Origin of the sequence: Ideonella sp. BN130291 (assembly GCF_036231905.1) — a bacterium.
Lineage (GTDB): Bacteria > Pseudomonadota > Gammaproteobacteria > Burkholderiales > Burkholderiaceae_C > CAMLIZ01.
The window spans coordinates 61,516-85,365 of the sequence record NZ_JAZARE010000007.1; the positions used below are offsets into that span (position 1 = coordinate 61,516).

Here is a 23,850-nt window from a genome sequence, read left to right on the forward strand (position 1 = left end):
GACGGTGACCGGAACAATGTCACGCCGCGCGTTGCTGGCGCGAATGGCGGTGGACCTCGTCCACCAGCCAGGCCACGTGCTCAGGCGGTGTGTGCTGGCTGATGCCGTGGCCGAGGTTGAACACATGCCCGGCCCAGCGGCCCGCAGCATCTTGCGGCGGGCCGAACGCATCCAGCGTGCGTCGCACTTCGGCGCGCAAGGCGGCTTCGGGTGCGAACAAGGCGTTCGGGTCCAGGTTGCCCTGCAGCGCCACCCGGTCGCCCACACGCTCGCGCGCCGTGCCGAGGTTCATGGTCCAGTCCAGGCCGACCACGTCGGCGCCGCTGGCCGCGATCGCCTCCAGCCACAAGCCACCCCCCTTGGTGAACACGATCGCCGGCACGCGTTGGCCCTCATGTTCGCGGCGCAGCTGGCGCAACACGCGCTCGGTGTACGCCAGGCTGAACTGCTGGAACATGCCGTCGGCGAGCACGCCACCCCAGCTGTCGAACACCATCACCGCCTGCGCGCCGGCGACGATCTGCAGGTTGAGGTACTGGGCGACCGCGTCGGCGGTGACCTCGAGCATGCGGTGCAGCAGGTCGGGGCGGCTGTACAGCAGCGTCTTGATGCGGCGGTAGTCGTCCGAGCCGGCGCCTTCGACCATGTAGCAGGCCAGCGTCCAGGGGCTGCCGGCAAAGCCGATCAGCGGCACCCGGCCGTTCAGCGCACGCCGGATCGAAGTGACCGCATCGAAGACGTAGCGCAGCTTCTCCATGTCGGGCACCTGCAGCGCCGCCACCGCGGCCTCGTCGCGCACCGGATGGGCGAAGCGCGGGCCCTCGCCCTCGGCGAAGCTTAAGCCCAGGCCCATGGCATCCGGCACGGTGAGGATGTCGGAAAACAGGATGGCCGCGTCCAGCGGATAACGCTCCAGCGGCTGCAGCGTCACCTCGGTGGCGAAATCCGGGTTCGTCGCCAGCCCCATGAAACTGCCGGCCCGCGCGCGCGTGGCCCGGTACTCCGGCAGGTAGCGGCCGGCCTGGCGCATCAGCCAGACGGGCGTGTGGTCGGTCGGCTGGCGCAGGCAGGCGCGCAGGAAGGTGTCGTTGGAGAGCGGCGCGAACATAAGCGCTGGATTATCCGGCCTGGCTCCATCGCGGCCGCCCGACGATCACATGCGCGGCTTGAGGGCGCGCAAGGGCGGCATCGGCTCGCCCTGCAGCCAGGCGCGCACAAGCGCCTGTGGGTCGCCCTGCTGGCTGGCCAGCCACACTAGTTCGGGTGGCAGCACCCGGGTGCCGTGCGGCGCCTCGGGCAGCTGGCGCGCCAGCGCAGCCACCAGCGCCGCCAGCTTGGCCGGGCGCACCGGTTGTTCGTGCTGGGGCACCATCCAGTGCAGCTGCGCCAGCAGGGCACGGCCCAGCCGCGCCAGCCGGCCCAAGCCGCCTGCAGGCGCTGCGGCCAGGGCCTGAGCGGATCGCACGAAGACCACCTGTTCGAAGTCCAGCGCGGCGACCGCCTGCTCGTCCAGGGTGGCCAGGCCATGCTTGAGCGCCTGGGGCAGCAGGGCGGGCGCGTGGGGCAGCACCACCAGCAGCCGGCGCACGCCCGCGGCGCGCAGGCGCTGCGCCAGCGCCGCGAGCCCGGCCGGGTCCGGCCGCAGGAAGGCGGCTTCACGGCCGTTGGCATGGCGCTCGCGGTCGAACACGACGAAGCCGGTGTCGGGCGCCGGCTGCGCATCGGCGAGCTGGTCCAGGGTGAGCGCCTGGAAACCCCGCATCGCGGGCGCCACCGGGCTGGTGGCCAGCACCTTCACCTGTGCGAAGCCGCCGCGTGCGAGCGCCTGCTCCAGCACCGCGGAGCCCAGCGGGCCGCCAGCGCCTGCCACGACGGCGACCCGGGTCGTGCCCGCCCGCGGGGCAGGCGCACGCGGCGCCTGGCCGGCCTTCAGGGCATGGTGCAACAAGGACATGCCGGCACTGTAGCGGCCGCACGACCGCTTGGCCGCCACTGCTTCAGCGCAAACGCGCGCATGCTGCAGCGCTTGAAACTGCGCCTGGGCGCATCATCTGGCCCGCTGGGGCATGGCTCTTGCCTTGAAGACCCGGATCACTGGAGGACTTGAACGATGAAGCGGTTTATTGCGTGGCTGGCCGCACTGCTGGCCATCGTGGTGTTGCCCGGCTGCGGCTACAACCAGTTCCAGCAGCTCGACGAGCAGGTGAAAGCCGCCTGGTCGGAGGTGCTCAACCAGTACCAGCGCCGTGCCGACCTGGTGCCCAACCTGGTGGCCACGGTCAAGGGCGAGGCCAACTTCGAGCAGGAGACCCTCACCAAGGTGATCGAGGCCCGCTCGCGCGCCACCAGCATCCAGGCCACGCCGGCGTTGATCAACGACCCGGCCGCATTCCAGAAATTCCAGGCGGCGCAGGGTGAACTCACCGGCGCCCTGAGCCGGCTGATGGTGGTGGCAGAGGCCTACCCCAACCTGAAGGCGAACCAGGCCTTCCAGGACCTGCGGGTGCAGCTCGAAGGCACCGAGAACCGCATCACCGTGGCGCGCAACCGCTACATCCAGGCGGTGGCGCAGTACAACGTGCTGGCGCGCCAGTTCCCCACCAACCTCACCGCCAAGATGTTCGGCTACGAACCCAAGCCCAACTTCACGGTGCAGAACGAGGCGCAGATCTCCGTGCCGCCCAGCGTGAGCTTCGACAAACCCGCCGCACCGGCCCCGGCGTCGGCAGCGTCGCGCTGACCCTTGATGGCCACACCCTGGCGTGCCTGGCTGTGTGCCCTGGCGCTGGCCCTGCTGGCCCCGCTGCTGCATGCCCAGCCGGTGCTGCCGGTGCCACCGCTGAGCGCGCGGGTGATCGACCAGACCGGCACCCTCAGCGAGGCCCAGCGCCTGGCGCTGGAGAACAAGCTGGCCGCGTTCGAAGAGGCCGCCGGCCCGCAGATGGTGGTGCTGATGGTGCCCACCACGCAGCCGGAGGACATCGTCGACTACACCCAGCGCGTGGGCGAGGCGTGGAAGATCGGCCGGCGCGAGGTGGGCGACGGCCTGCTGCTGGTGGTGGCCAAGAACGACCGCCGGGTGCGCATTGCGCCGGCCAAGGCGCTCGAAGGCGCGGTGCCGGACCTGGCCGCGCGCCAGATCATGGACCGCGTGATCACGCCGGCTTTCAAGGCCGGCGACTTTGCCGGCGGGCTGAACGGCGCGGTGGACCAGCTGATCGCGCGCATCCGGGGTGAACACCTGCCTGCCCCGGCCCAGCGCGGCCCGCGCAGCGCGCCCCAGGACACGGGCATGGACTGGGGCACCTTGATGATGTTCTTCTTCATCGGCGTGCCGATCGCCGGCGCGGTGCTCAAGGGCATGCTGGGCAACAAGCTCGGCTCGCTGGCCACCGCGGGCGGGGCCGGCGCGGCAGCCTGGGCCTTCAGCTCCAGCCTGCTGCTGGCCGGAGTGGCGGGCGTGCTGGCGCTGCTGCTGGTGGGCCTGTTCGGCCTGGGTGGTGCCAGCCGGCGACGTGGCTTCGGGGGCGTGATGCCGCCCATCATCTGGGGTGGCGGCGGTGGGGGCGGCTGGGGCGGTGGTGGAGGCGGCGGCTTCTCCTCCGGCGGCGGTGGCGACTTTGGCGGCGGTGGCTCGTCGGGCAGCTGGTGAGCACGGCATGGCGATGAACGGCAGCCCCGCACCCGCAGCGCCCGCACTACCCGGCCAAGGGGCCTGGGCGCGCCTGAAACGCCTGCTGCGGCACCGCTGGATGGACGAGAGCGATGCCCGCCGGCTGGTCGACGACGCGGCGCTCGACCGCCTGCAACAGCGTGTGCAGGCGAGCGAACGCCGCCACACCGGCGAGATCCGGTTGTGCATCGAAGCGGGCCTGCCCGTCTCGTATGCCTGGGCCGGCGCCAGCGCACGCCAGCGGGCGGTGGCCATGTTCGGCAAGCTGCGCGTGTGGGACACCGAACACAACAACGGCGTGCTGATCTACCTGCTGCTGGCCGAACACGCGATCGAGGTGGTGGCCGACCGCGGCCTGGCGTGCCGCGTGCCGCCCGACGAATGGGACCGGCTGGTGGCCGGCATGGCCAGCGCGTTCCGTGAAGGGCATTTCGAAGCGGGCCTGATGCAGGCCATCGAGGCCGTGGAAGCGTTGCTGGTGCAGCACTTTCCGATCAAGGACGCGGCTGCGCGGTCCAACGAACTGCCCGACCGGCCCTACCGCGGCTGACCATCCTCTGGCCCCACCCGCATGACGCCGTGAAGCCCGGAGCCACGAAAAAGGCCCGTTCGGCGACTCCGGGACGGGCCTGCTTCTTCCATGCGCTCGCGCGCACGGATGAGGGTTCGTTCACTTGCCGCGGAAGCGGCGCAGCGCGGCGATCTGGGCCGCCATGGCGGCGAACTCGCTTTGCGCGCGGGCGAAATCCACGTCGCTCTTGGCGCTCTTCATCGCTTCCTCGGCCAGGCGCTTGGCTTCGTTGGCCTTGGCCTCGTCGAGGTCGTGGCCGCGGATCGCGGTATCGGCCAGCACGGTGACCGAGCCCGGCTGCACCTCGAGGATGCCGCCTGCCACGAACACGAACTCTTCCTCGCCGTTGTCGGCACGCTCGATGCGCACCGCGCCCGGCTTGATGCGGGTGATCAGCGGCGTGTGGCGCGGCAGGATGCCGAGTTCGCCGTTTTCGCCCGGCAGCGCGACGAACTTGGCCTCGCCGGAGAAGATGTTCTCTTCGGCGGAGACAACGTCGACGTGAATGGTTGCCATGACGGCTCCTTATTGCAGCTTCTTGGCCTTCTCGAAAGCCTCGTCAATCGTGCCGACCATGTAGAAGGCCTGCTCGGGCAGGTGGTCGCACTCGCCGTTGACGATCATCTTGAAGCCGCGGATGGTTTCCTTCAGCGGCACATACTTGCCCGCCGTGCCGGTGAACACCTCGGCCACGTGGAAGGGCTGCGACAGGAAGCGCTGGATCTTGCGGGCGCGGGCCACGGCCAGCTTGTCTTCCGGGCTCAGCTCGTCCATGCCCAGGATCGCGATGATGTCGCGCAGTTCCTTGTAGCGCTGCAGCGTGCCCTGCACCGCGCGGGTGGTGCTGTAGTGCTCCTCGCCCACGACGTTCGGGTCGACCTGGCGGCTGGTGGAGTCCAACGGGTCCACGGCCGGATAGATGCCCAGTGCGGCGATGTCACGGCTGAGCACCACGGTGGCGTCCAGGTGGGCGAAGGTGGTGGCCGGCGACGGGTCGGTCAGGTCGTCCGCGGGCACATACACGGCCTGGATCGAGGTGATCGAGCCCACCTTGGTGGAGGTGATGCGCTCCTGCAGGCGGCCCATCTCCTCGGCCAGCGTCGGCTGGTAGCCCACGGCGGACGGCATGCGGCCCAGCAGCGCGGACACTTCCGTGCCGGCCAGGGTGTAGCGGTAGATGTTGTCCACGAAGAACAGCACGTCGCGGCCTTCGTCGCGGAACGACTCGGCGATGGTCAGGCCGGTCAGGGCCACGCGCAGGCGGTTGCCCGGCGGCTCGTTCATCTGGCCGTACACCATGGCCACTTTGGAGTTGCCCAGGTTGTCCAGGTCCACGACCTTGGAGTCGGCCATCTCGTGATAGAAGTCGTTGCCCTCGCGGGTGCGCTCGCCCACGCCGGCAAACACCGACAGGCCCGAGTGCGCCTTGGCGATGTTGTTGATCAGCTCCATCATGTTCACGGTCTTGCCCACGCCGGCGCCACCGAACAGGCCGATCTTGCCGCCCTTGGCGAACGGGCAGATCAGGTCGATCACCTTGATGCCGGTTTCCAGCAGCTCCTGCGACGGGCTCAGCTCGTCATAGGTGGGGGCCTTGCGGTGGATGGCGGCGGTGAGCTCCTGGCTCACGGGGCCGCGCTCGTCGATCGGCGTGCCCAGCACGTCCATGATGCGGCCCAGCGTGGCCTTGCCCACCGGCACCGTGATCGGCGCGCCGGTGTTGGTGACGGTCACGCCGCGGCGCAGGCCGTCGGACGAACCCAGCGCAATGGTGCGCACCACGCCGTCGCCCAGCTGCTGCTGCACTTCCAGCGTCAGCGCGGAGCCTTCCATCTTGAGGGCGTCGTACACCTTGGGCATCTCGTTGCGCGGGAACTCCACGTCCACCACGGCGCCGATGCACTGAACGATCTTGCCTTGTGCCATTTGTCTTTCCTTCAATTCAAATCGGGTGTCAAACCGCGGCGGCGCCGGAGACGATTTCCGACAGTTCCTTGGTGATGGCGGCCTGGCGGGTCTTGTTGTAGACCAGCTTCAGCTCCGCGATCAGGTTGCCGGCGTTGTCCGTGGCGGCCTTCATGGCCACCATGCGGGCGGACTGTTCGGAAGCCATGTTCTCGGCCACCGCCTGGAAGACCAGCGCTTCGATGTAGCGGGTGAGCAGCTCGTCGATGACCGTGGCGGGGTCCGGCTCGTAGAGGTAGTCCCAGCCGTAGGCCTTCTTCTCTTCGGCGGTCTGCTCCAGGCGCGCGGCCGCCAGCGGCAGCAGCGGCTCGACCTTGGGCTCCTGCTTCATCGTGTTGATGAACTGCGTGTAGCAGAGGTACACCTCGTCCACCTGGCCGGCGACGAAGGCATCCAGCATCACCTTGACCGGCCCGATCAGCTTGTCCAGCTGGGGCTTGTCGCCCAGCCCGGTGATGTGGGACACCACCTTGGCGCCGATGCGGTTGAGGAAGCCAAGGCCCTTGTTGCCGATGGCCACCGCCTGCACCTGGCCACCCGCGCCCTGCACTTCGCGCATCTTGTTGGTGACCGCGCGCAGCACGTTGGTGTTCAGGCCGCCGCACAAGCCCTTGTCGGTGGTGACGACGATGAAGCCGATCACCTTGGCATTGCCGCCGGTGCGCAGGTAGGCCGAGCGGTACTCCGGATTGGCCTGCGACAGGTTGGCGGCGATGTTGCGGATCTTGTCGGCGTACGGGCGGCCGTGCCGCATCCGCTCCTGCGCCTTGCGCATCTTGGACGCGGACACCAGCTCCATCGCCTTCGTGATCTTCTTCGTGTTCTCGAAGGACTTGATCTTGCCGCGTATCTCTTTGCCTACAGCCATCAGGCAACTCCTTCAATCGAAGCAGCGCGGCCAGCGCCGGGCCGCCCCAAGCGGCCGCTGCCCCCCCGGGGGGCAGCGAACGCAGTGAGCGTGGGGGTGGACATGCTTAGGCGAAGGACTTCTTGAACGCGGTGATCGCGTTCGTCAGTTGCGCTTCGGCGTCCTTGTCCATCGCCTTGTCGTTGTCCAGCTTCTGCAGCAGGGCCGCGTGGCTGGAGCGCAGGAATTGATGCAGGCCCGACTCGAACGCCAGCACCTTCTTGGTGTCGACGTCGTCCAGATAACCCTTGTTCACCGCGAACAGCGTGGCGGCCATCAGGCTGATGGGCAGCGGGTTGTACTGCGGCTGCTTCAGCAGTTCGGTCACGCGGGCGCCGCGGTCCAGCTGCTTGCGGGTGGCTTCGTCCAGGTCGGAAGCGAACTGCGCGAACGCAGCAAGCTCACGGTACTGCGCCAGGTCGGTACGGATACCGCCGGACAGGCCCTTGATCAGCTTGGTCTGGGCGGCACCACCGACACGCGACACCGAGATACCGGCGTTGATGGCGGGGCGGATGCCGGCGTTGAACAGGCTGGTCTCCAGGAAGATCTGGCCGTCGGTGATCGAGATCACGTTGGTCGGCACGAAGGCGGACACGTCGCCGGCCTGCGTTTCGATGACCGGCAGCGCGGTCAGCGAGCCGGTCTTGCCCTTGACTTCGCCATTGGTGAACTTCTCGACGTAGTCGGCGTTCACGCGCGCGGCGCGCTCGAGCAGGCGGCTGTGGAGATAGAACACGTCGCCGGGGAAGGCTTCGCGGCCCGGCGGGCGGCGCAGCAGCAGCGACACTTGGCGGTAGGCAACAGCCTGCTTGGACAGGTCGTCATAGATGATCAGCGCGTCTTGCCCGCGGTCGCGGAAGTACTCGCCCATGGTGCAGCCGGAGTAGGCCGACACGTACTGCATGGCGGCGGACTCGGACGCCGACGCGGCCACGACGATGGTGTATTCCATCGCACCGTGCTGCTCCAGCGCACGCACCACGTTCTTGATCGACGAGGCCTTCTGGCCGATGGCCACGTACACGCAGGTCATGTTCTGACCCTTCTGCGCGATGATGGTGTCCAGCGCGACGGCGGTCTTGCCGGTCTGGCGGTCGCCGATGATCAGCTCGCGCTGGCCACGGCCCACGGGCACCATCGAGTCGATCGACTTGATACCCGTCTGCACCGGCTGGCTCACGCTCTGGCGTGCGATCACGCCCGGCGCGACCTTCTCGATCACGTCCGTCATCTTGGCGTTGATCGGGCCCTTGCCGTCGATGGGGCGGCCCAGGGCGTCGACCACGCGGCCGATCAGCTCCGGGCCCACCGGCACTTCCAGGATGCGGCCCGTGCACTTCACGGTGTCGCCTTCGGAGATGTGCTCGTAGGCGCCCAGGATCACCGCGCCGACGGAGTCGCGCTCCAGGTTCAGTGCCAGGCCGTAGGTGGGCGTGCCGTCGGCCGCCGGGGTGAACTCGAGCATTTCGCCCTGCATCACCTCGGACAGGCCGTGCACGCGCACGATGCCGTCGGTCACGGAGACCACGGTGCCCTGGTTGCGAATGTCCGCGGAGGCTTGCAGGCCCTCGATGCGGCTCTTGATCAGTTCGGAAATTTCAGCGGGATTCAATTGCATAGCGTTCTCCGGGACCTTTCAGTACCGCATCGATGTCACGCGGTGAGCGCGACCTTCATTTGTTCCAGGCGGGCCTTGACGGACATGTCGAAGACCTGGTCGCCGACCACGGCACGGATGCCGCCGATCAGCGTGGGGTCCACTTCCACCGTGGCGTTGAGCTTGCGACCGAAGCGCTTCTCCAGCGACGCCACCACATCGGCCACCTGCGTGGGCTCGATCGGGAAGGCGCTGTAGATGGTGGCGTCGGAAATGCCGGTGCTCTGGTTGAGCAGGGCCCGGTACTGCGCGGCCACCTCGGGCAACGCCACCAGGCGGCCGTTGTCCACCACCGCGCGCAGCAGGTTCTGCACATGCGGCGACAGCTGGATGGCCTTCAGCGCCCCCAGCACCACCTCGATCACCTGCTCGGAAGTGACCTTCGGGTTGTCGGCAAACTGCCGCAGCTGGCTGTTGCCGGCCACCTGGGCCAGCGCGTCCAGCTGGTCCGCCAGTTCACGCGCGCTGACGCCTTGTTCGGCGCTGGCGCGGAACAGCGCTTCCGCGTAGGGACGGGCGATGGTTGCAAGCTCGGCCATGGCTCAGAGCTCCGTCTTCAGACGGTTCAGCAGCTCGGCGTGCACGCCGGCGTTGACCTCGCGGCGCAGGATCTGCTCCGCGCCCTTGACCGCCAGCGCCGCGACCTGGTCGCGCAACACTTCGCGCGCCTTCACCGACTCCTGCTGGGCCTCCGCCCGTGCAGCGGCGACGATCTTGGCGCCTTCCTCGCTGGCGCGAGCCTTGGCCTCCTCGATCATCGACTGCGCCAGGCGCTCGGCATCGGCCAGGCGCTTGGCGGCGTCGTCGCGGGCCGCGGCCAGTTGGGCCTCGACCTTCTTGTTGGCCGTGGCCAGGTCGGCCTTGGCCTTGTCGGCCGCCGACAGGCCGTCGGCGATCTTCTTCGCCCGTTCGTCGAGCGCCACGGCGATCGGCGGCCAGACGAACTTCATCGTGAACCAGACCAGGATCGCAAACACGATCATCTGGACGATCAGGGTACCGGTGATGCTCACGTTAGTGCCTCAAAAACTCGAATGACGAAACATGCCGGCTGCACGCAGCCGGCCACGCATTGGAGTCGTCGAATTACTTCGGCAGGTTGGCGATCTGGCTCAGGAACGGGTTGGCGGTGGCGAACCACAGCGCGATACCGGTGCCGATGATGAACGCCGCGTCGATCAGGCCGGCCAGCAGGAACATGCGGGTCTGCAGTTCGCCCATCAGCTCGGGCTGGCGGGCAGCCGACTCGAGGAACTTGCTGCCCATGATGCCGATACCGATACAGGCACCGACAGCGCCCAGACCGATGATGAGGCCGGCGGCGAGGGCAACAAAGCTGATGACTTCCATGGTGACTCCTTTGAGTTGGCGAAAAAGAAAAGTGAAAGGGGGAACGGGAACTGCGGTCGGTCAGTGCGCGTCGTGCGCCTGGCCGATGTACACGAGGGCCAGCATCATGAAGACGAAGGCTTGCAGCGTGATGATCAGGATGTGGAAGATGGCCCAGGCGGACCCGGCGATGATGTGGCCGATGGCCAGGCCGATGCCGGTGCCCGTGAGCGAGAAGGCGCCGCCCATCAGGGCGATCAGCAGGAAGATCAGCTCGCCGGCGTACATGTTGCCGAACAACCGCATGCCGTGGGAGACCGTCTTGGCGACGAACTCGATCATCTGCATGAGGAAGTTGAACGGCCACAGCAGGAAGTGGTTGCCGAACGGCGCGGTGAACAGCTCATGGAGCCAGCCGCCAGCGCCCTTGATCTTGATGTTGTAGACCAGGCAGACCAGCAGCACACCCAGCGACAGGCCCATGGTGACCGAGAGGTCGGCGGTGGGCACCGAGCGCAGGTAGGCATGTTCGGCATGGCCGCCGGTGGCTTCGACGATGCGGCCCCAGATGAAGGGCAGCAGATCGACCGGCAGCAGGTCCATCGCGTTGAGCAGGAAGATCCACACGAACACCGTGAGGGCCAGCGGGGCGACCAGCTTGCGGCTTTGTGCGTTGTGCACGATGCCCTTGGCCTGCGTTTCCACCAGCTCGACCAGGATCTCGACAAACGCCTGGAAGCGGCCGGGCACGCCCGAGGTGGCCGTGCGCGCGGCACGCCACAGGAAGAAGCAGCCGATCACACCCAGCAGGATGGAGAAGATGATCGAGTCGTAGTTGAAGACGGAAAAGTCCACCACCGCCTTGGACTTCTGGTTCTGCCAGAAGGTGAGGTGGTGAACGATGTAGTCGCCTGCGCTGAGCTCGTGACCTTCGGCTGCCATGTGGATCGATTCCGTTTGCTTGATTCCAGTCAGCGGCGCCACAGCAGCGCCACCCAGTACACCTTCATGCAGATCACCAGGCCGACCAGCAGTGCGGGCCAGCTCAGGGGCTGCACGATCCGGTTCGCCAGCATCAGCATGACGACCGAAACGCCGATCTTGACCATCTCCCACACCATGAAGCCCGCTGCACCAGCGACGGGCGACATGCCGGAGAGCCGGCTGGTCATGCCGCGCGCCATCAGCACGCCCGGCAGGACCACCGTGGCGGTGCCGTACAACGACGACCACGCCACTTCCATCCTTTGCGTGAGCAGCCAAGCCAGGGCCGCCACCACCCCACCGACCACGACCTGCACTGCGATCACCCGCCACGGGGACACCGAGGGGTTCTTGGCTCGCAATGCCTGCGCCTGCTCGCGGCTCAGGGGCTTGAAGTCCTGCTTTGCTGCGTCGTCCCGGTCATCGTCCCAGGCGTTGTTGTCTTGCATGGGGCGGCGGGTACGGCTGGTTGCGGCAAAGCCTCGGGATTATACGTAAATACCCGTGGCAAGCCAGCCCCGGCCTCACCGGGGTGGTGCATGTGCGCCCGTTGTTGGGCTTACAAGACAGCGAAGTTCGTCGGCAGCCCGGGCACGTCCACCCGCATCTGCAGCACACAGCCGGCCCAGGGCTGGCGCGCCAGCTCCTCCGTTGGCCGATGGTGCCGGCCGCTGGTGATGAACAGGGTCTTCAGGTCCGCACCACCGAAGCACGGCATGGTGGGGCACTGCACCGGCAGCTTCACCTCACGCAGCACCTCGCCCTGCGGCGACAGGCGCAGCAGGCGCGCGCCCTCGAACATCGCCACCCAGTAGCAGCCTTCGACATCCACCGCCGCGCCATCGGGCCGGCCGCCATAGGCGCTCAGGTCCTGTTCGGGCTGCCGTTGCGGGAAGCTTGCGAACACGCGCCGGTTGGACACCGACCCGTCGGTCACCTCATGGTCGAAGGCATAGACGGTGTGGCGCTTGGTGTCGGCCCAATACAGGGTGCGTGCGTCCGGGCTCCAGGCCAGGCCGTTGCTCACCGCCACCTCGTCGAGCACGGGCTCCAGCCGGTGGGCCTCAAGGCGATAGAGCGCGCCCTTGAACTCGCGCGCGTCGTGCAGCGTGCCCACCCAGAAGCGGCCCTGCGGATCGGCCTTGCCGTCGTTGAAGCGCAAGGCCGCGGTGTCGTAGGGCGCCTTCAGCAGCTGATTGCGCCGGCCGCTGGCGGGGTCGAGGCGCCACAGCCCGCTGCGCAGGGCCAGCACCAACCCGCCGCCCAGCAGCGGCGCGCAGCAGCCCACATCGGTGTCGAAGGCCCATTCGTCGTGCAGGTTGCGCGCGGGGTCGTACCGATGCAGCTTGAAACCCGGGATGTCGCACCAGTACAGCACCTGCTCCTGCGGATGCCAGAAGGGCGACTCACCCAGCAGCGCCGGGGACACCGGCAGCGGATGCGGGTCGAACAGCAAGGGCTCCATCGGCATCACACCCTGGCGATGTGCAACTCCATCCAGGCCGAGGTGCTTTCGCCCGGGCCTACCACACGCAAGCCGTGCTGGGCCGGCTCGGCCATGTTGATGGCGTTGTTGACATGGCTCACCGGCTCCACCGCGAAGAACGGCTCGTGCGGCGGTGTGAACACCACCAGCCGGTCCAGCGAGGCGGCGAGCCGCAGCGACAGCTGCTCGTCGCGGATGCGCGCGGCACCGGTCCAGCCGTCGAAGCAGTGGTCGAAATCGAGGTGTGCCACATCGGCGTCGATGCCGGGCTGCGGCACCCGCCGCGTCGGCAGCTTGGTGTCGCCCGCTTCCCAGCGCTCGCTGATCTCCACATGCAGGCGGCTGCGCTGGCGCTTGGGGAAATACGGGTGCCACCCCAGCCCGACCGGCGCCGGATGGGGCGCTTCATTGCGCACTTCCATCTCCAGGCGCAGCGTGGTCGGCGACAGCTGGAAGCGCTGGTGCACCGTGAAGGCAAAGGGCCAGTGCGCATCGGGCTGGTGCTCGTAAGCCAGCACCGCCTCGCCGTCGGACTGCGACACCACCGTCCAGGGCCGCTGCCAGGCGACGCCGTGCAGCGAATGCGGCATGTCGGGGAAGTTCTCCACGGTGGTATATGCCTGGCCCAGCCACTGGAACCGCCGGTAACCCAGGCGGTTGGAATACGGCACCATCGGGTAGCTGGCGCTGTCGCGCACGCTGGCCAGCGCGGCCGGATCGGCACTGCGCATCACCGGCAGTTCGCCCAGCCACAGGCCAGCGATGCAACCGCCCAAATCAGGGCGCAGGGCCAGCCGCAGGTCGCCTGCACGCATCTCGATCGAACTGCCGGAAGTGTGGGTCATGGGGTGTCGGTGTTGGAAGAGGGATCGTAAAGCCGTACCGCGGCGTAACTCGGCGAGCTCGGACGCTGCGGCCTAGTGTCCGCCGGCGGTGCGGGTGCCGGTGTTCAAGGTATGCACGTGGGCACCGACCTCCTGGGTGCGCAGCGAGGCCAACGCGGTCTGCGCGCCGCGCATCAGCAGGCCGAGGTCGGACGACAGCGCCACATAGTCGAAGCCGGCGGCGCGGTACTGCGCCACCATTTCCGGCGTGCCGCCCAGGGTGCCGATCGGCTTGCCGGCCGCGCGCGCCCGGCCCGCCGCCTGGCTCATCAGGTCCAGCACCTCCGGATGCGCGGGCTCGCCCACATGGCCCAGGCTGGCCGACAGGTCGGCCGGGCCGATGAACAAGGCATCCACGCCGTCCACCTGCGCAATCGCCTCCAGCGCCTGCACCGCCTCGCGGGTTTCCAGCTGCACGATCACGCCAGCTTCGGCATTCGCGGTCTTGAGGTAGTTGGGCGTGGTGCCATAACGCGAGGCACGGCTCATGCCTGCCATGCCGCGCACGCCCTGCGGCGGGTAGCGCGTGGCGGCCACCGCGCGGCGCGCCTCGTCGGCGCTCTGCACGAAGGGGAACATCACGGTAGCCGCACCCGCGTCCAGCACGCGCTTGACCATCACGCTGTCGTTCCACGGCACCCGCACCACCGGCACCGCCTTGGTGGCGGCCAGCGCCTGCAGCATGTGCACGATCTCCATCATGTCGGCGGGCGTGTGCTCCATGTCCACCAGCACCCAGTCGAAGCCGGCATGGCCCACCGCCTCGGCCACCAGCGAGCTGGCCGACATGACCCAGGTGCCGATGGGCGGATGGCTGCCCGCGGACTTCATCAACTGGCGAAAGGCGTTCATGGAGGGCTCCGCGGTGGGTGGGGCGTGGTTTCAGTAGCGGCTGCCGGACCAGGTGATCTCGGCCTTGAGGTAGTGTGCGCCGGGCACTGGGTTGTAGTAGTACGGCGGGATCTCCTCGAAGCCGAGCGAGGCATAGAGCTCGCGCGCGGCCTCCATGTCGTCCAGCGTGTCCAGCAGCATCACGGAAAAACCGGCCTGGGCCGCGCGGTCCATCAGCGCCTGCGCCAGCTGCCGGCCCAGGCCGAAGCGCCGGAAAGCGCGCCGCACATACAGCCGCTTCATCTCGCAGGCGTTGGCATAGTCGGCTTCACGCAGCGGCCGCACCGCGCCGCAGCCGGCCACCTCGCCGTCCACCAGCGCGAGCAGCAGCACGCCTTCGGGCTCGGCATAGGGCCCGGGCAGAGTGGCCAGCTCCTCGTCGAAGCCCTGGAAGGACAGGTCGATGTCCAGGCTGTCGGCGTATTCGCGGAAGATCGCGCGCGCCGCGTCCAGCAAGGCGGGGGAGTCCGGCGTGACGAGGTGGATCGCCGGCGAGGTTTGCAGCAGGTCCATCAGCCGCCCAGCGACACCACCCAGGCGACGCCCGCCGCACATGCCGCAAACAGCCCGAGCGCCAGCAGCCGGGTGGCTGCGGTGTCACGCGAGGGTGGCAGGTCCGCGGGCACGTCCGACTCGAGCACCTTGTCGCCATGCAACATGGGGGCGACGAGGTTGCGGCGCTTGTGCAGCAGGTAGAACAGCACCGCACCCACGTGCAGCACCACCAGCCCGATCAGCACCCACTGGCCGATGGCCTTGTGGTAGCCCGTGGCCTGGCTGGCCAGGGCACCGCTGACGAAGCGGTTGAGCGGGCCCACGTTGGCGATCTCGTCGTCGGCCACCAGCCCGGTGGCCACCTGAAGCGCCAGCAACAGCAGCAAGGCCCACACCGACAGGCTGCCCAGCGGGCTGTGGCCGATGTCGAAACGATCCTCGGCCCGCGACGCACCGCGCAGGTAGCGCCACAAGGCGCCGGGGCCATAGACAAAAGCGCCGAAACGCGACCAGTGCCCCCCCATCACCCCCCAGAGCAGGCGGAAGGAGAGCAGCGCGAAAGCCAGGTAGCCGAGCCGGAAATGCCACACGGTGGCGTTGCCGCCAACCTTGGCGGTGACGATGGAGGCGATCACGCTGGCGGCCAGGGTCCAGTGGAACAGGCGTGTGGGCAGGTCCCACACCCGCAGGCGGCGCGCGGCCGCCGGGGTGGGCGTGTCATGCGGCGCCGAGGAAGCGCCCGCGGATTTGGCCATCGATGGGATGAAGCTGCTGCGAGGCCGCCAACGATAGCGCGTGCAGCGCGGCGCTGCCAGAAGCCGCACTGGTGGTTTCCCGGAGCATCCCGGGTGCGAGCCGTCCCGTTAATACACTCAGGCGAGGCGTCCGCGGGCGCCTTTGCTTTTGTAGCGACCCTGATTCCTCTCAAGGAGAAACGCATGAAACACCTGTTCCTGGCTGCCCTGGTGGGTGCCGTGGTGCTGCCCGCCTCCGCGCAGTTCCAGAAACCGGAAGACGCCGTCAAGTACCGCATCGCGGCATTCCAGGTGATGGGCACGCACTTCGGCCGCCTGGGTGCGATGGCCAACGGCAAGGTGCCCTTCGACGCCGCCGCGGCTGCGGCCAACGCCGACATCGTGGCGATGATGTCCAAGCTGCCCTTCACCGCCTTCGGCGAAGGCACCGACAAGGCCGGCAACACCCGCGCCAAGCCGGAGGTCTGGAGCGAGGCCGACAAGTTCAAGGCCGGCGCCACCAAGATGCAGGAGGAGGCCGCCAAGCTGCAGGCGGTGGCCAAGGGCGGCAACCTGGACCAGATCAAGGCGCAGTTCGGTGCCACGGCGCAGACCTGCAAGGCCTGCCACGACAACTTCAGAAAAGATTGAGTGGAGCCCCCGGCCGTCTGGCGGCCGCCCCCGAGGGGGCTCGGAACGCGGTCGGGCAACCCGCCCGCGTTCCGCCGCCGCCTCCAACACCGCCCCTGACCGCTGCGCGGTCTGTCCCAGAGGAACTTCCTCTTCTCGGCGGCGGTGGAGCGCCCGGCTAGGGCCGGAACCCGAGCACCACGCGGCGCGTCATCGCGCTCTTCTTCTCGATCTTCGTCACCACCACGTCGCCCACCTCCGCGGTGTTGGCGACGTGCGTGCCGCCACAGGGCTGAAGGTCCACGCCGTCGATCTCCAGCACCCGCACGCGGCCCAGGCCGCGCGGCGGCTGCACGCTCATGCTGCGCACCAGCTGCGGGTTTGCATCGAGCTCGGCTTCGCTGATCCAGCGGTGGCGCACCGCGTGCCGGCCGGCCACGTAGGCGGCGATGCCCGCGGTCAAGGCTTCCTTGTCCAGCGGCTCGGTCATGTGGAAGTCCAGCCGCGCGGAGTCCGCGGTGATGGAGCAGCCGTCCACCGGATGCGGCACCAGGGCGCACAGCAGATGGGTGGCAGTGTGGAAGCGCATGTGGCGCTGGCGGCGGGCGGTGTCGATGTGTGCCTGCAGCGCCTGCCCGGGCCGCAGCTCCGCCAGCAGGGCCTCCTGGCCCGGCGCCGGCAGGTGCAGGATCTCGCCCGGCGCCTGGCCCTTGCGCGTGTCGGCGATCAGCAGCACGCGGCCGTCGGGCAGGCGCAGCTCGCCGCGGTCACCGGCCTGGCCCCCGCCTTGCGGATAGAACACCGTGCGGTCCAGCTGCACCCCACGTTCGTCGACCTGCAGCACGGTGGCATCGCACTGCGCCAGCGCGGCGTCCTCGCGGAACAGTTCTTCGGTCATGGCATGTCCTGCGCTGATGTGAGCAGCACCTCGCCCCGCGGCGTGTGCAGCCGGACTTGCAGGGTGGGCGCCTCACCGGCCGCCAGTTCGACACCGCGCGGCCGCAGCACCTCCGCCGCCTTGGCCGGGAGGCCGCGCACGGTGAGCTGCAGCAGCTGCAAGCCGGCGTCCGGCATCGTGTCGGTCGGATGCGGGCCGGTCCATTCGATCAGCGTGGGCAGCGCGCCGCCGTTCAGCAGCTGCCCATCGTCGCGCAGCAGCATGCGCCACTGCAGGCGGCCGGCCGGCGTGTCGCGGCTGGCGGCCACCGGCTCGCCGGCGTTCAGGCCACCGGCCACCAGGCCCCAGCGGTGCATGTCCAGCATGTCGCTGCGGCCCACCCAGTGCACCAGTTGCGGCGCGTGGGCCACGGCGGCCTGCAGCGCGGGCGAGTCCATGCCGAACCAGCGTGCACGCGTGGGCGGCTCGGCCTGCGGGTCGATCGCGATGATCTCCAGGTAGGCACGTTCGAAACCCGGCGCGCTGATGTTCAGCAGCCGGTTGTGCGTGCCCATCAGCGGATGGCGCCCGCCCGGGCCCGGCGTGACGCCTAGCGTGGCCTCGCACCATTGCACACCCTGCGCCAGGGTGCGGGCCACCACGACCAGATGATCCAGCACCACGCTCACAGCGGCCTCACAACTGGATCGTGCCTTCGACCAGCGGCACCACGTCGCCACCCACCCAGAGGGTCTGGCCATCGTCGTGGAGGTACACCCGTCCAGCACGGCCCATGCAGCTGCCCTGGGCGGCGGTGTAGCGCCGCGGCAGGCGGCCATCGGCCATCAGCCAGCGGCCGAGGTTGGCGTTCAGGCTGCCGGTGACCGGGTCTTCGGGTATGCCGATGGGCGCGGCGAAGAAACGCACCTCCACGTCGCACTCTTGGCCCTTGGCATGGCGCCCCACGACACCCACCTTGGTGAGTGTTTTCAGCGCCGCATGGTCCGGCTGCAGGCGCAGCACGGTGGCCGCGCTGTCCAGCTCCAGCGCCAGCTGGCGCGGGCCGTTGGTGAGCCAGGCGGCGGCCCGCACCTCATGCGCCTTGACGCCCAGCACCGGGTACAGCCGGTCCAGCAGATCGGACTCGACCGGCTCCACGCGGGTGGGCGGCGCCGCAAACGCCAGGCGCTCGCCTTCGCGCCGCACGTTCACCAGGCCGACGCCGCACTGCTGCACCACCTGGGCTGCATCGCGAGGCGTGCCACCCGCGGCCAGCCACGCGAAGCAGCTGCCCAGCGTGGGATGGCCGGCGAACGGCAGCTCGCCGCCGGGCGTGAAGATGCGCACGCGGTAGTCCGCCGCGGGGTCGGTGGGCGGCAGCAAAAAGGCGGTTTCGGACAGGTTCGTCCAGCCCGCCAGCTCGGCCATCTGGCCGTCGCTCAAGCCGCTGGCGTCATGCACCACGGCGAGCGGGTTGCCGCGCAGCGGCCGGGCGGTGAACACATCCACCTGGTGGAACTTGCGCAGAAGGGTCATGGAGGGACTTTCTCAGGTCATGCGGTGGGCTTGGACAGTGCGCGCTCAGGCGCTGGCCGCCGGCACGGGCTCACCCTGCAGCGCACGCTGCAGCATGCCGGCCAGCGCCTCGATGCCCTGCGCAATGCGCTCGGGCGACACGGTCACGAAGGACAGGCGCAAGGTGTTGGCCTGCGCATCGGCGCAGAAAAACGCCGAGCCGGGCACGTAGGCCACGCCGGCGTCCACCGCCTGGGGCAGCAGCGCCAGCGCATCCAGCGCGGCCGGCAGTTCCACCCAGAAGAACATGCCGCCGGCCGGCACCGTCCAGCGGCAGCCCAGCGGCTGCAGATGGCGCTCCAGCGCCACCCGCATCGCATCGCGCTGGCCCTTGTATCGCGCGCGCACCGCGGGCAGGTGCTGCTGCAGGAAACCGGTGCGCACCACCTCGTGCACCATGCGCTGGCTGTAGCCGGGCGTGTGCAGGTCAGCGGCCTGCTTGGCCTGCAGCAGCTTGGGGAACAGGGCTGGCGGCGCGATCACGTAGCCCAGGCGCAGGCCGGGCACCAGCACCTTGGAGAAGGAGCCGAGGTAGACCACGTTGTCCGGGTCGCGCGCGGCCAGCGGGGCGGGCGGCGGGGCGTCGTACCAGAGGTCGCCGTAGGGGTTGTCCTCCAGCATCGGCAGGCCGGCCTTGGCCGCCGCCTCCACCAGCGCCACACGGCGTGCCTCGCCGATGCTGCGGCCGCTCGGGTTCTGGAAGTTGGGCAGCACGTAGAGGAAGCGCGCGCCGCGCACCGCGGCCAGGCCCTGCGGCAACGGCCCCTGGTCGTCGCAGGCCACCGGCAGGAAGTCGGGTTCGTAGGGGGCGAACGCCTGCAGCGCGCCCAGGTAGGTGGGCGATTCCACCGCCACGGTGGAGCCGGCGTCCACCAGCACCTTGGCGCACAGGTCCAGGCCCTGCTGCGAGCCGGCGGTGATGAGCACCTGGCCGGCCGGCACATGCAGGCCTTGCGTGGCCATCTCGGCGGCCACCCACTCGCGCAACGGGCCGAAACCTTCGCTGGCCGCGTACTGCATGGCTTCGCGCGGTGCGTCGGTCAGCACCCGGTCGCTGGCTTCGCGCAGCGCCTCGATGGGGAAGCCTTCGGCCGCGGGCAGGCCGCCGGCCAGGGAGATGATGCCGGGTCGTTCGGTGACCTTGAGGATCTCGCGAATGATCGACGGGTTCAGCCGCTCGGCGCGGCGGGCCAGGGTCCAGCTCATGAGGTCACTTTCTCTTCGGTCAAGCTCTTCGAGGTGGCGCGGGCGCCAGGGGCGTTGGTGGCGGCCGCGTCGTCGTCGCACATCCAGGCCAGTGCGGCTTCGGCATGCAGGACGGTGGTATCGAACAGGGGCACGGCCGCCGGCGTGCCGGGCGGCAGCAGCAGGCCGATCTCGGTGCAGCCCAGCGCCACTGCCGTGCAGCCGCGTTCGGCCAGCCGGGCGATCACGCCCAGGTAGGCCTCGCGCGACGCCGCGCTCACGGTGCCACGGCACAACTCGTCAAAGATGACATGGTGCACGCATTCGCGGTCGGCGGCGTCGGGCGCGACCGCCTCGATGCCGTAGTCCTGCTGCAAATGGTCACGCAGGAAGCGCTGTTCCATCGTGAAGCGGGTGCCCAGCAGGCCCACGCGGCGATGGCCCGCCGCGCGCAGCGCCGCGCCGGTGGCGTCGGCGATGTGCAGCAGCGGTAGTCCGGCGGCCTGGCGCACCGGCTCGGCCACCAGGTGCATGGTGTTGGTGGCAATCAGCAGCGCCTGGGCGCCGGCCTGCTTCAGGGCCCGGCCTGCGGCGCCCAGCTGGCGCGCCGCTTCGTCCCAGTCGCCCGCGCGCTGCAGGGCGGCGATCTGCGCGAAGTCCACGCTGTGCAGCACCAGCGGCGCGCTGTGCAGGCCGCCCTTGCGCTGCGCCACGCCCTGGTTGAGCAGCCGGTAATACACCAGCGTCGACTCCCAGCTCATGCCCCCCAGGATTCCCAGCATCTTCATCATCTTGCGTCTCCTGCCTGCCCGATCGGCATCCGTTTGCCCACACCCACCACCGCGATCACCGCGAGCGCGAAGCCCACCGTGGCGGCATCCAGCGGCTCGCCCAGCAGCGGCACGCACAACAACAGCGACAGGAACGGCTGCAGCAGCTGCACCTGGCTCACCCGCACCGTGCCGCCCAGGGCCAGCCCGCGGTACCAGGCAAAAAAGCCCAGCCACATCGAAAACAGCGTCACGTAGCCGAAGCCCCACCAAGCGCTGGCCGCCACCGGTTGCGCCGGCCAATGGACCCAGGCGACCGGCAAGGTCACCGGCAGGCTGAGCGCCAGCACCCAGCAGATCACCTGCTCCGCCGGCATCGCCTTGGACAGGCGTGCGCCGCTCACATAACCGCAGGCCGCGGACAGCACCGCCACCAGCAGCAGCCCATCGGCCAGCTGCAGCCCACCCGAGCTTTGCAGCGCCGCAAACGCGATCACCAAGGCCGTACCGGCGCCCGCGCACAGCCAGAAGCCGACCGACGGCCGCTGGCGCAGCACCAGCGCGCCCACGGCCGCCGTGGCCAGGGGCAGCACGCCGGTGATCACCGACGCATGGCTGCCCGGCACCAGGCGCAACGCGAACGCCAGGAAGAGCGGAAAGCCGATCACCACGCCGAGCGCCGTGAAGCCCAGCTCGGCCCACTGCCGGCCGCTCGGCCGCGCGGCGCGCACCGCCACCAGGTACAGCAGCGACAGCAGACCAGCCCCGGCCGCGCGGCCGAAGGTGACGAACACGGGCGTGAGCTGCGGCGCGGCGGCCGTGCCGGTGGCCAGGCGCGTCATCGGCAGGGTGATCGCGAAGATCACCACGCCCAGCAGCCCCAGCCAGAGGCCGCGCCATTCGTCCTTTCGTGTCTGCAAGGACACCGGCATCACGGCGGTCACAGGACAACCTCCGCCCTGCGGGCTGCGGTATTCGCCTTGGGAACGGCCCTGCGGCTCATGGGTGCAACCTTCGCGCTGCGCGCGTTCCCGCCGCAGCGGGAGCTCGCCTCTACGGGCAGCCGGGCGAGGCTCATACCGTGGCCATCCATGCAGCGGTGAGCACCAGCAGCATGGCCAGGCCCCGGTTGAACCACAGCAGCCGCGCGCCTTGGGCGAGCCAGCGCCGCAGCAACGCACCGGCCAGGGCATAGGCGAGGTTGCTGGCGAAGGCGTACACCGCCATCACGGCCAGCACCACCCCGAGGCGGCGGGCCGTCGCGCCGGTGTCCGCGCCGGCCACCGCCACCCATCCGGCGGTGAGCGTGAGCGCCAGCATCCAGGCCTTGATGTTCACGAACTGCAGCAGCACGCCCTGGCCGAAACCCACCTCCACCGGCGCGGCGGCTTCGCCGAGCGCCCGGCTGCCGGACAGCTTGAAGGCCAGCCACAGCAGGTAAGCCACCCCCACCACCTTGACCGCCAGGCGCAACGCCGGCGCGGCCACGATGAGCGCGCCCAGGCCGGCGCCGCACAACACCATCAGCAGCGACCAGCCCGCCGGCACCGCGGCACAGAAGGGCAGCGCGCGGCGCAGCCCGAAGTTGGCGGCCAGGGCGGTGGACAAGGTGGTGTTGGGGCCGGGAGTGAAGCTCATCGCGGTGGCCACGAGCAGCAACGCCCCGAATTCCTGTGAACTCATCGAGCCAGTCTAACCACGGCACCAGCACAGCGACAGTACACTTGGCCGCACAAACAAGCCTTCTGTATTGCCACTTCGACCAGCACACATGAACGCGCCGCACGACCTGCCTGCCTTTGCCCTGTCGCGCGCGGCCGACGCCTCGCTCACGGACCAGTTGAGCGCCCGCTTCGCCGATCGCATCCAGCAGCGCCTTCTGCTGCCGGGCGCGCGCCTGCCGTCGGTGCGTGAATGTGCGCGCCGGCATGGCGTCAGCCCAACCACGGTGGTGGCCGCCTATGACCAGCTGCTGGCCCAAGGCCTGGTGGAAGCGCGGCGCCAGCGCGGCTTTTTCGTTCGCGAGCCGCGTGGCGCCGGCCCGGTGGGGCGCGCGCCCGACGACCACGCCGCTCGCCTGCGGCCGCCGCCGGTGGACGCCACCGCGCTGATCCGCGGCATGTTTGCCCAGGACGCGTCGCTGCCCGCGCCCGGCATGGGCACCCTGCCGGCCGAGTGGCTGGACCTGCCGTTGCTCCAGGCCGCCCTGCGCCGCGCCATGACGGCCGAAGCCGCGCGCGGCTACCGCGCCAGCAGCCTCCAGTACGGTGATCCGGCCGGGGACCCGGGGCTGCGCGAGGCCCTGTCGCACCGCATGGCCGACCTGGGCATCGGCTGCAGCCCGGGTCAGATCGTCACCACGATGGGCGCCACCCATGGGCTGGACGTGGTGTCGCGCGCGCTGCTGCAGCCGGGCGACGCGGTGCTGGTGGACGAACCCGGCTGGTCGGTGGAATACGCCCGCCTCACCCGCCTGGGCGTGCGGCTGCTGCCGGTACCACGCGGCCCGCAGGGCCCGGACTTGGGCGTCATGGCCAACCTGCTGCAGGCCCACAAGCCGCGCCTGTACGCCACCGTGTCGGTGCTGCACAACCCCACCGGCTGCTCGTTGCCGCTGGCGGCCGCCCATCAGGTGCTGAAGCTTGCCGAAGCCCACGGCCTGCTGATCGTGGAAGACGACACCTACGTGCACCTGGCGCCGGCCCATGCACCGCGGCTGGCGGCGCTGGACGGGCTGCAGCGCACCATCTACATCTCCGGCTTCTCCAAGATCCTGGCGCCCAACTGGCGGGTGGGCTTCATCGCCGCCGCCCCGGCGCTGGCCGAGCGCTTCATCGACCAGAAGCTGCTGAGCATCCTCACCACCCCGGCGCTGCCGGAGCAGGCGATCGCCTGGTGCATCACGCAAGGCCAGTTGCGCCGCCATACGGAGCGAGTGCTTGCTCAGCTGGACGCAGCGCGCTCCCGCAGCCAGCGCCTGGCGCTGGAGGCCGGCTGCCGCTTCGTCACGCCGCCAGCGGGGCTGTTCGGTTGGATCGACGTGGGCGTGGACACCGAGCGGCTGGCACAGCGGATGCTGGACGACGGCTGGCTGCTGGCGCCCGGCACCCTGTTCCATGCGACCCCCCGCCCGACGACGCTGATGCGCATCAATTTCGCCACCTCGCAGGACGCCCGGTTCTGGCAAGCGTTGGAGCGCACACGTGACACGCTGTGACAATCACCGTGCCAGCC

At 69.4% G+C, this 23,850-nt stretch carries 28 protein-coding genes; 5 read left to right on the plus strand and 23 right to left on the minus strand.

Features of this window, described 5'->3' with window-relative positions:
* Positions 1 to 19 precede the first annotated feature (19 nt).
* Together hemE and VPH43_RS15995 are read right to left on the minus strand one after the other, a co-directional pair.
* Complete coding sequence (gene hemE / locus VPH43_RS15990; RefSeq protein WP_328578723.1) at positions 20 to 1,108, minus strand: uroporphyrinogen decarboxylase; 1,089 nt, start codon at positions 1,106 to 1,108, stop codon at positions 20 to 22.
* 45 nt (positions 1,109 to 1,153) lie between these two features.
* Entirely contained in the window at positions 1,154 to 1,954 is an 801-nt protein-coding gene (locus VPH43_RS15995; protein ID WP_328578724.1) for a hypothetical protein, read from the minus strand.
* A gap of 156 nt (positions 1,955 to 2,110) precedes the next feature.
* Here VPH43_RS15995 and VPH43_RS16000 point away from each other — a divergent pair, with 156 nt between their 5' ends.
* From VPH43_RS16000 to VPH43_RS16010, 3 genes are read left to right on the plus strand one after another with little or no spacing between them, the layout of a single operon-like run.
* Complete coding sequence (locus VPH43_RS16000) at positions 2,111 to 2,740, plus strand: LemA family protein (protein WP_328578725.1); 630 nt, start codon at positions 2,111 to 2,113, stop codon at positions 2,738 to 2,740.
* Between the two features lie 6 nt (positions 2,741 to 2,746).
* Positions 2,747 to 3,652 carry a TPM domain-containing protein gene (locus tag VPH43_RS16005; protein ID WP_328578726.1) on the plus strand — a complete coding sequence of 302 codons (906 nt, stop codon included), beginning with the start codon at positions 2,747 to 2,749 and terminating at the stop codon, positions 3,650 to 3,652.
* Between the two features lie 13 nt (positions 3,653 to 3,665).
* Positions 3,666 to 4,223: a TPM domain-containing protein gene (locus tag VPH43_RS16010; protein WP_328579000.1), complete on the plus strand. Its 558-nt coding sequence runs from the start codon at positions 3,666 to 3,668 to the stop codon at positions 4,221 to 4,223.
* A gap of 120 nt (positions 4,224 to 4,343) precedes the next feature.
* Here the strand turns inward: VPH43_RS16010 and VPH43_RS16015 are convergent, their stop codons facing one another.
* The 14 genes from VPH43_RS16015 to VPH43_RS16080 all read right to left on the minus strand — a co-directional run bounded on the left by VPH43_RS16015 (position 4,344) and on the right by VPH43_RS16080 (position 15,600).
* Positions 4,344 to 4,760, minus strand: coding sequence for a F0F1 ATP synthase subunit epsilon (locus VPH43_RS16015; RefSeq protein ID WP_328578727.1), 417 nt, complete (start codon positions 4,758 to 4,760; stop codon positions 4,344 to 4,346).
* 9 nt (positions 4,761 to 4,769) lie between these two features.
* On the minus strand, positions 4,770 to 6,170 hold the full coding sequence (gene atpD / locus VPH43_RS16020) for a F0F1 ATP synthase subunit beta (RefSeq protein ID WP_328578728.1): 1,401 nt from the start codon (positions 6,168 to 6,170) through the stop codon (positions 4,770 to 4,772).
* Positions 6,171 to 6,198: 28 nt separating this feature from the next.
* The gene (atpG, locus tag VPH43_RS16025; protein ID WP_328578729.1) at positions 6,199 to 7,077 is read right to left on the minus strand and encodes a F0F1 ATP synthase subunit gamma; all 879 of its coding nucleotides are present in this window, start codon (positions 7,075 to 7,077) and stop codon (positions 6,199 to 6,201) included.
* Between the two features lie 106 nt (positions 7,078 to 7,183).
* Positions 7,184 to 8,737, minus strand: coding sequence for a F0F1 ATP synthase subunit alpha (gene atpA, locus VPH43_RS16030; protein WP_328578730.1), 1,554 nt, complete (start codon positions 8,735 to 8,737; stop codon positions 7,184 to 7,186).
* Between the two features lie 35 nt (positions 8,738 to 8,772).
* The gene (locus VPH43_RS16035; RefSeq protein ID WP_328578731.1) at positions 8,773 to 9,315 is read right to left on the minus strand and encodes a F0F1 ATP synthase subunit delta; all 543 of its coding nucleotides are present in this window, start codon (positions 9,313 to 9,315) and stop codon (positions 8,773 to 8,775) included.
* A gap of 3 nt (positions 9,316 to 9,318) precedes the next feature.
* Positions 9,319 to 9,789 carry a F0F1 ATP synthase subunit B gene (locus VPH43_RS16040; protein ID WP_328578732.1) on the minus strand — a complete coding sequence of 157 codons (471 nt, stop codon included), beginning with the start codon at positions 9,787 to 9,789 and terminating at the stop codon, positions 9,319 to 9,321.
* Between the two features lie 73 nt (positions 9,790 to 9,862).
* Positions 9,863 to 10,126, minus strand: coding sequence for a F0F1 ATP synthase subunit C (atpE, locus tag VPH43_RS16045; RefSeq protein ID WP_328578733.1), 264 nt, complete (start codon positions 10,124 to 10,126; stop codon positions 9,863 to 9,865).
* A gap of 60 nt (positions 10,127 to 10,186) precedes the next feature.
* Positions 10,187 to 11,047: a F0F1 ATP synthase subunit A gene (atpB, locus tag VPH43_RS16050; protein ID WP_328578734.1), complete on the minus strand. Its 861-nt coding sequence runs from the start codon at positions 11,045 to 11,047 to the stop codon at positions 10,187 to 10,189.
* A 29-nt stretch (positions 11,048 to 11,076) separates the two neighbouring features.
* A complete protein-coding gene (locus VPH43_RS16055) occupies positions 11,077 to 11,538 on the minus strand; it encodes an ATP synthase subunit I (RefSeq protein ID WP_328578735.1) in 462 nt (153 codons plus the stop codon).
* Between the two features lie 110 nt (positions 11,539 to 11,648).
* Entirely contained in the window at positions 11,649 to 12,554 is a 906-nt protein-coding gene (locus tag VPH43_RS16060) for an SMP-30/gluconolactonase/LRE family protein (RefSeq protein ID WP_328578736.1), read from the minus strand.
* Between the two features lie 5 nt (positions 12,555 to 12,559).
* Positions 12,560 to 13,420 carry an aldose 1-epimerase gene (locus VPH43_RS16065; RefSeq protein ID WP_328578737.1) on the minus strand — a complete coding sequence of 287 codons (861 nt, stop codon included), beginning with the start codon at positions 13,418 to 13,420 and terminating at the stop codon, positions 12,560 to 12,562.
* 72 nt (positions 13,421 to 13,492) lie between these two features.
* Positions 13,493 to 14,311: an HpcH/HpaI aldolase family protein gene (locus VPH43_RS16070; RefSeq protein WP_328578738.1), complete on the minus strand. Its 819-nt coding sequence runs from the start codon at positions 14,309 to 14,311 to the stop codon at positions 13,493 to 13,495.
* 30 nt (positions 14,312 to 14,341) lie between these two features.
* Positions 14,342 to 14,863, minus strand: coding sequence for a GNAT family N-acetyltransferase (locus VPH43_RS16075; RefSeq protein WP_328578739.1), 522 nt, complete (start codon positions 14,861 to 14,863; stop codon positions 14,342 to 14,344).
* Complete coding sequence (locus tag VPH43_RS16080) at positions 14,863 to 15,600, minus strand: cytochrome b/b6 domain-containing protein (protein ID WP_328578740.1); 738 nt, start codon at positions 15,598 to 15,600, stop codon at positions 14,863 to 14,865. The genes VPH43_RS16075 and VPH43_RS16080 overlap by 1 nt, the downstream gene beginning before the upstream one ends.
* A 183-nt stretch (positions 15,601 to 15,783) precedes the next feature.
* Between VPH43_RS16080 and VPH43_RS16085 the strand changes: the two genes are divergently transcribed.
* Positions 15,784 to 16,230, plus strand: a complete 447-nt coding sequence (locus VPH43_RS16085; protein ID WP_328578741.1) for a c-type cytochrome — start codon at positions 15,784 to 15,786, stop codon at positions 16,228 to 16,230.
* 157 nt (positions 16,231 to 16,387) lie between these two features.
* On the opposite strand, the gene VPH43_RS16090 is transcribed toward VPH43_RS16085, so the two are convergent.
* The 7 genes from VPH43_RS16090 to VPH43_RS16120 form a co-directional block, all read right to left on the minus strand.
* Positions 16,388 to 17,107 (minus strand): alanyl-tRNA editing protein, encoded by a 720-nt coding sequence (locus VPH43_RS16090; RefSeq protein WP_328578742.1) that lies wholly within the window; start codon positions 17,105 to 17,107, stop codon positions 16,388 to 16,390.
* Positions 17,104 to 17,775: a VOC family protein gene (locus tag VPH43_RS16095; protein WP_328578743.1), complete on the minus strand. Its 672-nt coding sequence runs from the start codon at positions 17,773 to 17,775 to the stop codon at positions 17,104 to 17,106. The genes VPH43_RS16090 and VPH43_RS16095 overlap by 4 nt, the downstream gene beginning before the upstream one ends.
* 7 nt (positions 17,776 to 17,782) lie before the next feature.
* Positions 17,783 to 18,622 carry a PhzF family phenazine biosynthesis protein gene (locus VPH43_RS16100; protein ID WP_328578744.1) on the minus strand — a complete coding sequence of 280 codons (840 nt, stop codon included), beginning with the start codon at positions 18,620 to 18,622 and terminating at the stop codon, positions 17,783 to 17,785.
* 45 nt (positions 18,623 to 18,667) lie between these two features.
* Entirely contained in the window at positions 18,668 to 19,867 is a 1,200-nt protein-coding gene (locus VPH43_RS16105; protein WP_328578745.1) for an aminotransferase-like domain-containing protein, read from the minus strand.
* Positions 19,864 to 20,634, minus strand: coding sequence for an aspartate/glutamate racemase family protein (locus VPH43_RS16110; RefSeq protein ID WP_328578746.1), 771 nt, complete (start codon positions 20,632 to 20,634; stop codon positions 19,864 to 19,866). Before VPH43_RS16110 ends, VPH43_RS16105 begins: the two co-directional genes overlap by 4 nt.
* Positions 20,634 to 21,548, minus strand: coding sequence for a DMT family transporter (locus VPH43_RS16115; protein ID WP_328579001.1), 915 nt, complete (start codon positions 21,546 to 21,548; stop codon positions 20,634 to 20,636). Before VPH43_RS16115 ends, VPH43_RS16110 begins: the two co-directional genes overlap by 1 nt.
* 142 nt (positions 21,549 to 21,690) lie before the next feature.
* On the minus strand, positions 21,691 to 22,299 hold the full coding sequence (locus tag VPH43_RS16120) for a LysE family translocator (RefSeq protein WP_328578747.1): 609 nt from the start codon (positions 22,297 to 22,299) through the stop codon (positions 21,691 to 21,693).
* An 88-nt stretch (positions 22,300 to 22,387) separates the two neighbouring features.
* On the opposite strand from VPH43_RS16120, the gene VPH43_RS16125 reads away from it, so the two are divergent.
* Positions 22,388 to 23,833 carry an aminotransferase-like domain-containing protein gene (locus tag VPH43_RS16125; RefSeq protein ID WP_328578748.1) on the plus strand — a complete coding sequence of 482 codons (1,446 nt, stop codon included), beginning with the start codon at positions 22,388 to 22,390 and terminating at the stop codon, positions 23,831 to 23,833.
* Positions 23,834 to 23,850: the final 17 nt, after the last annotated feature.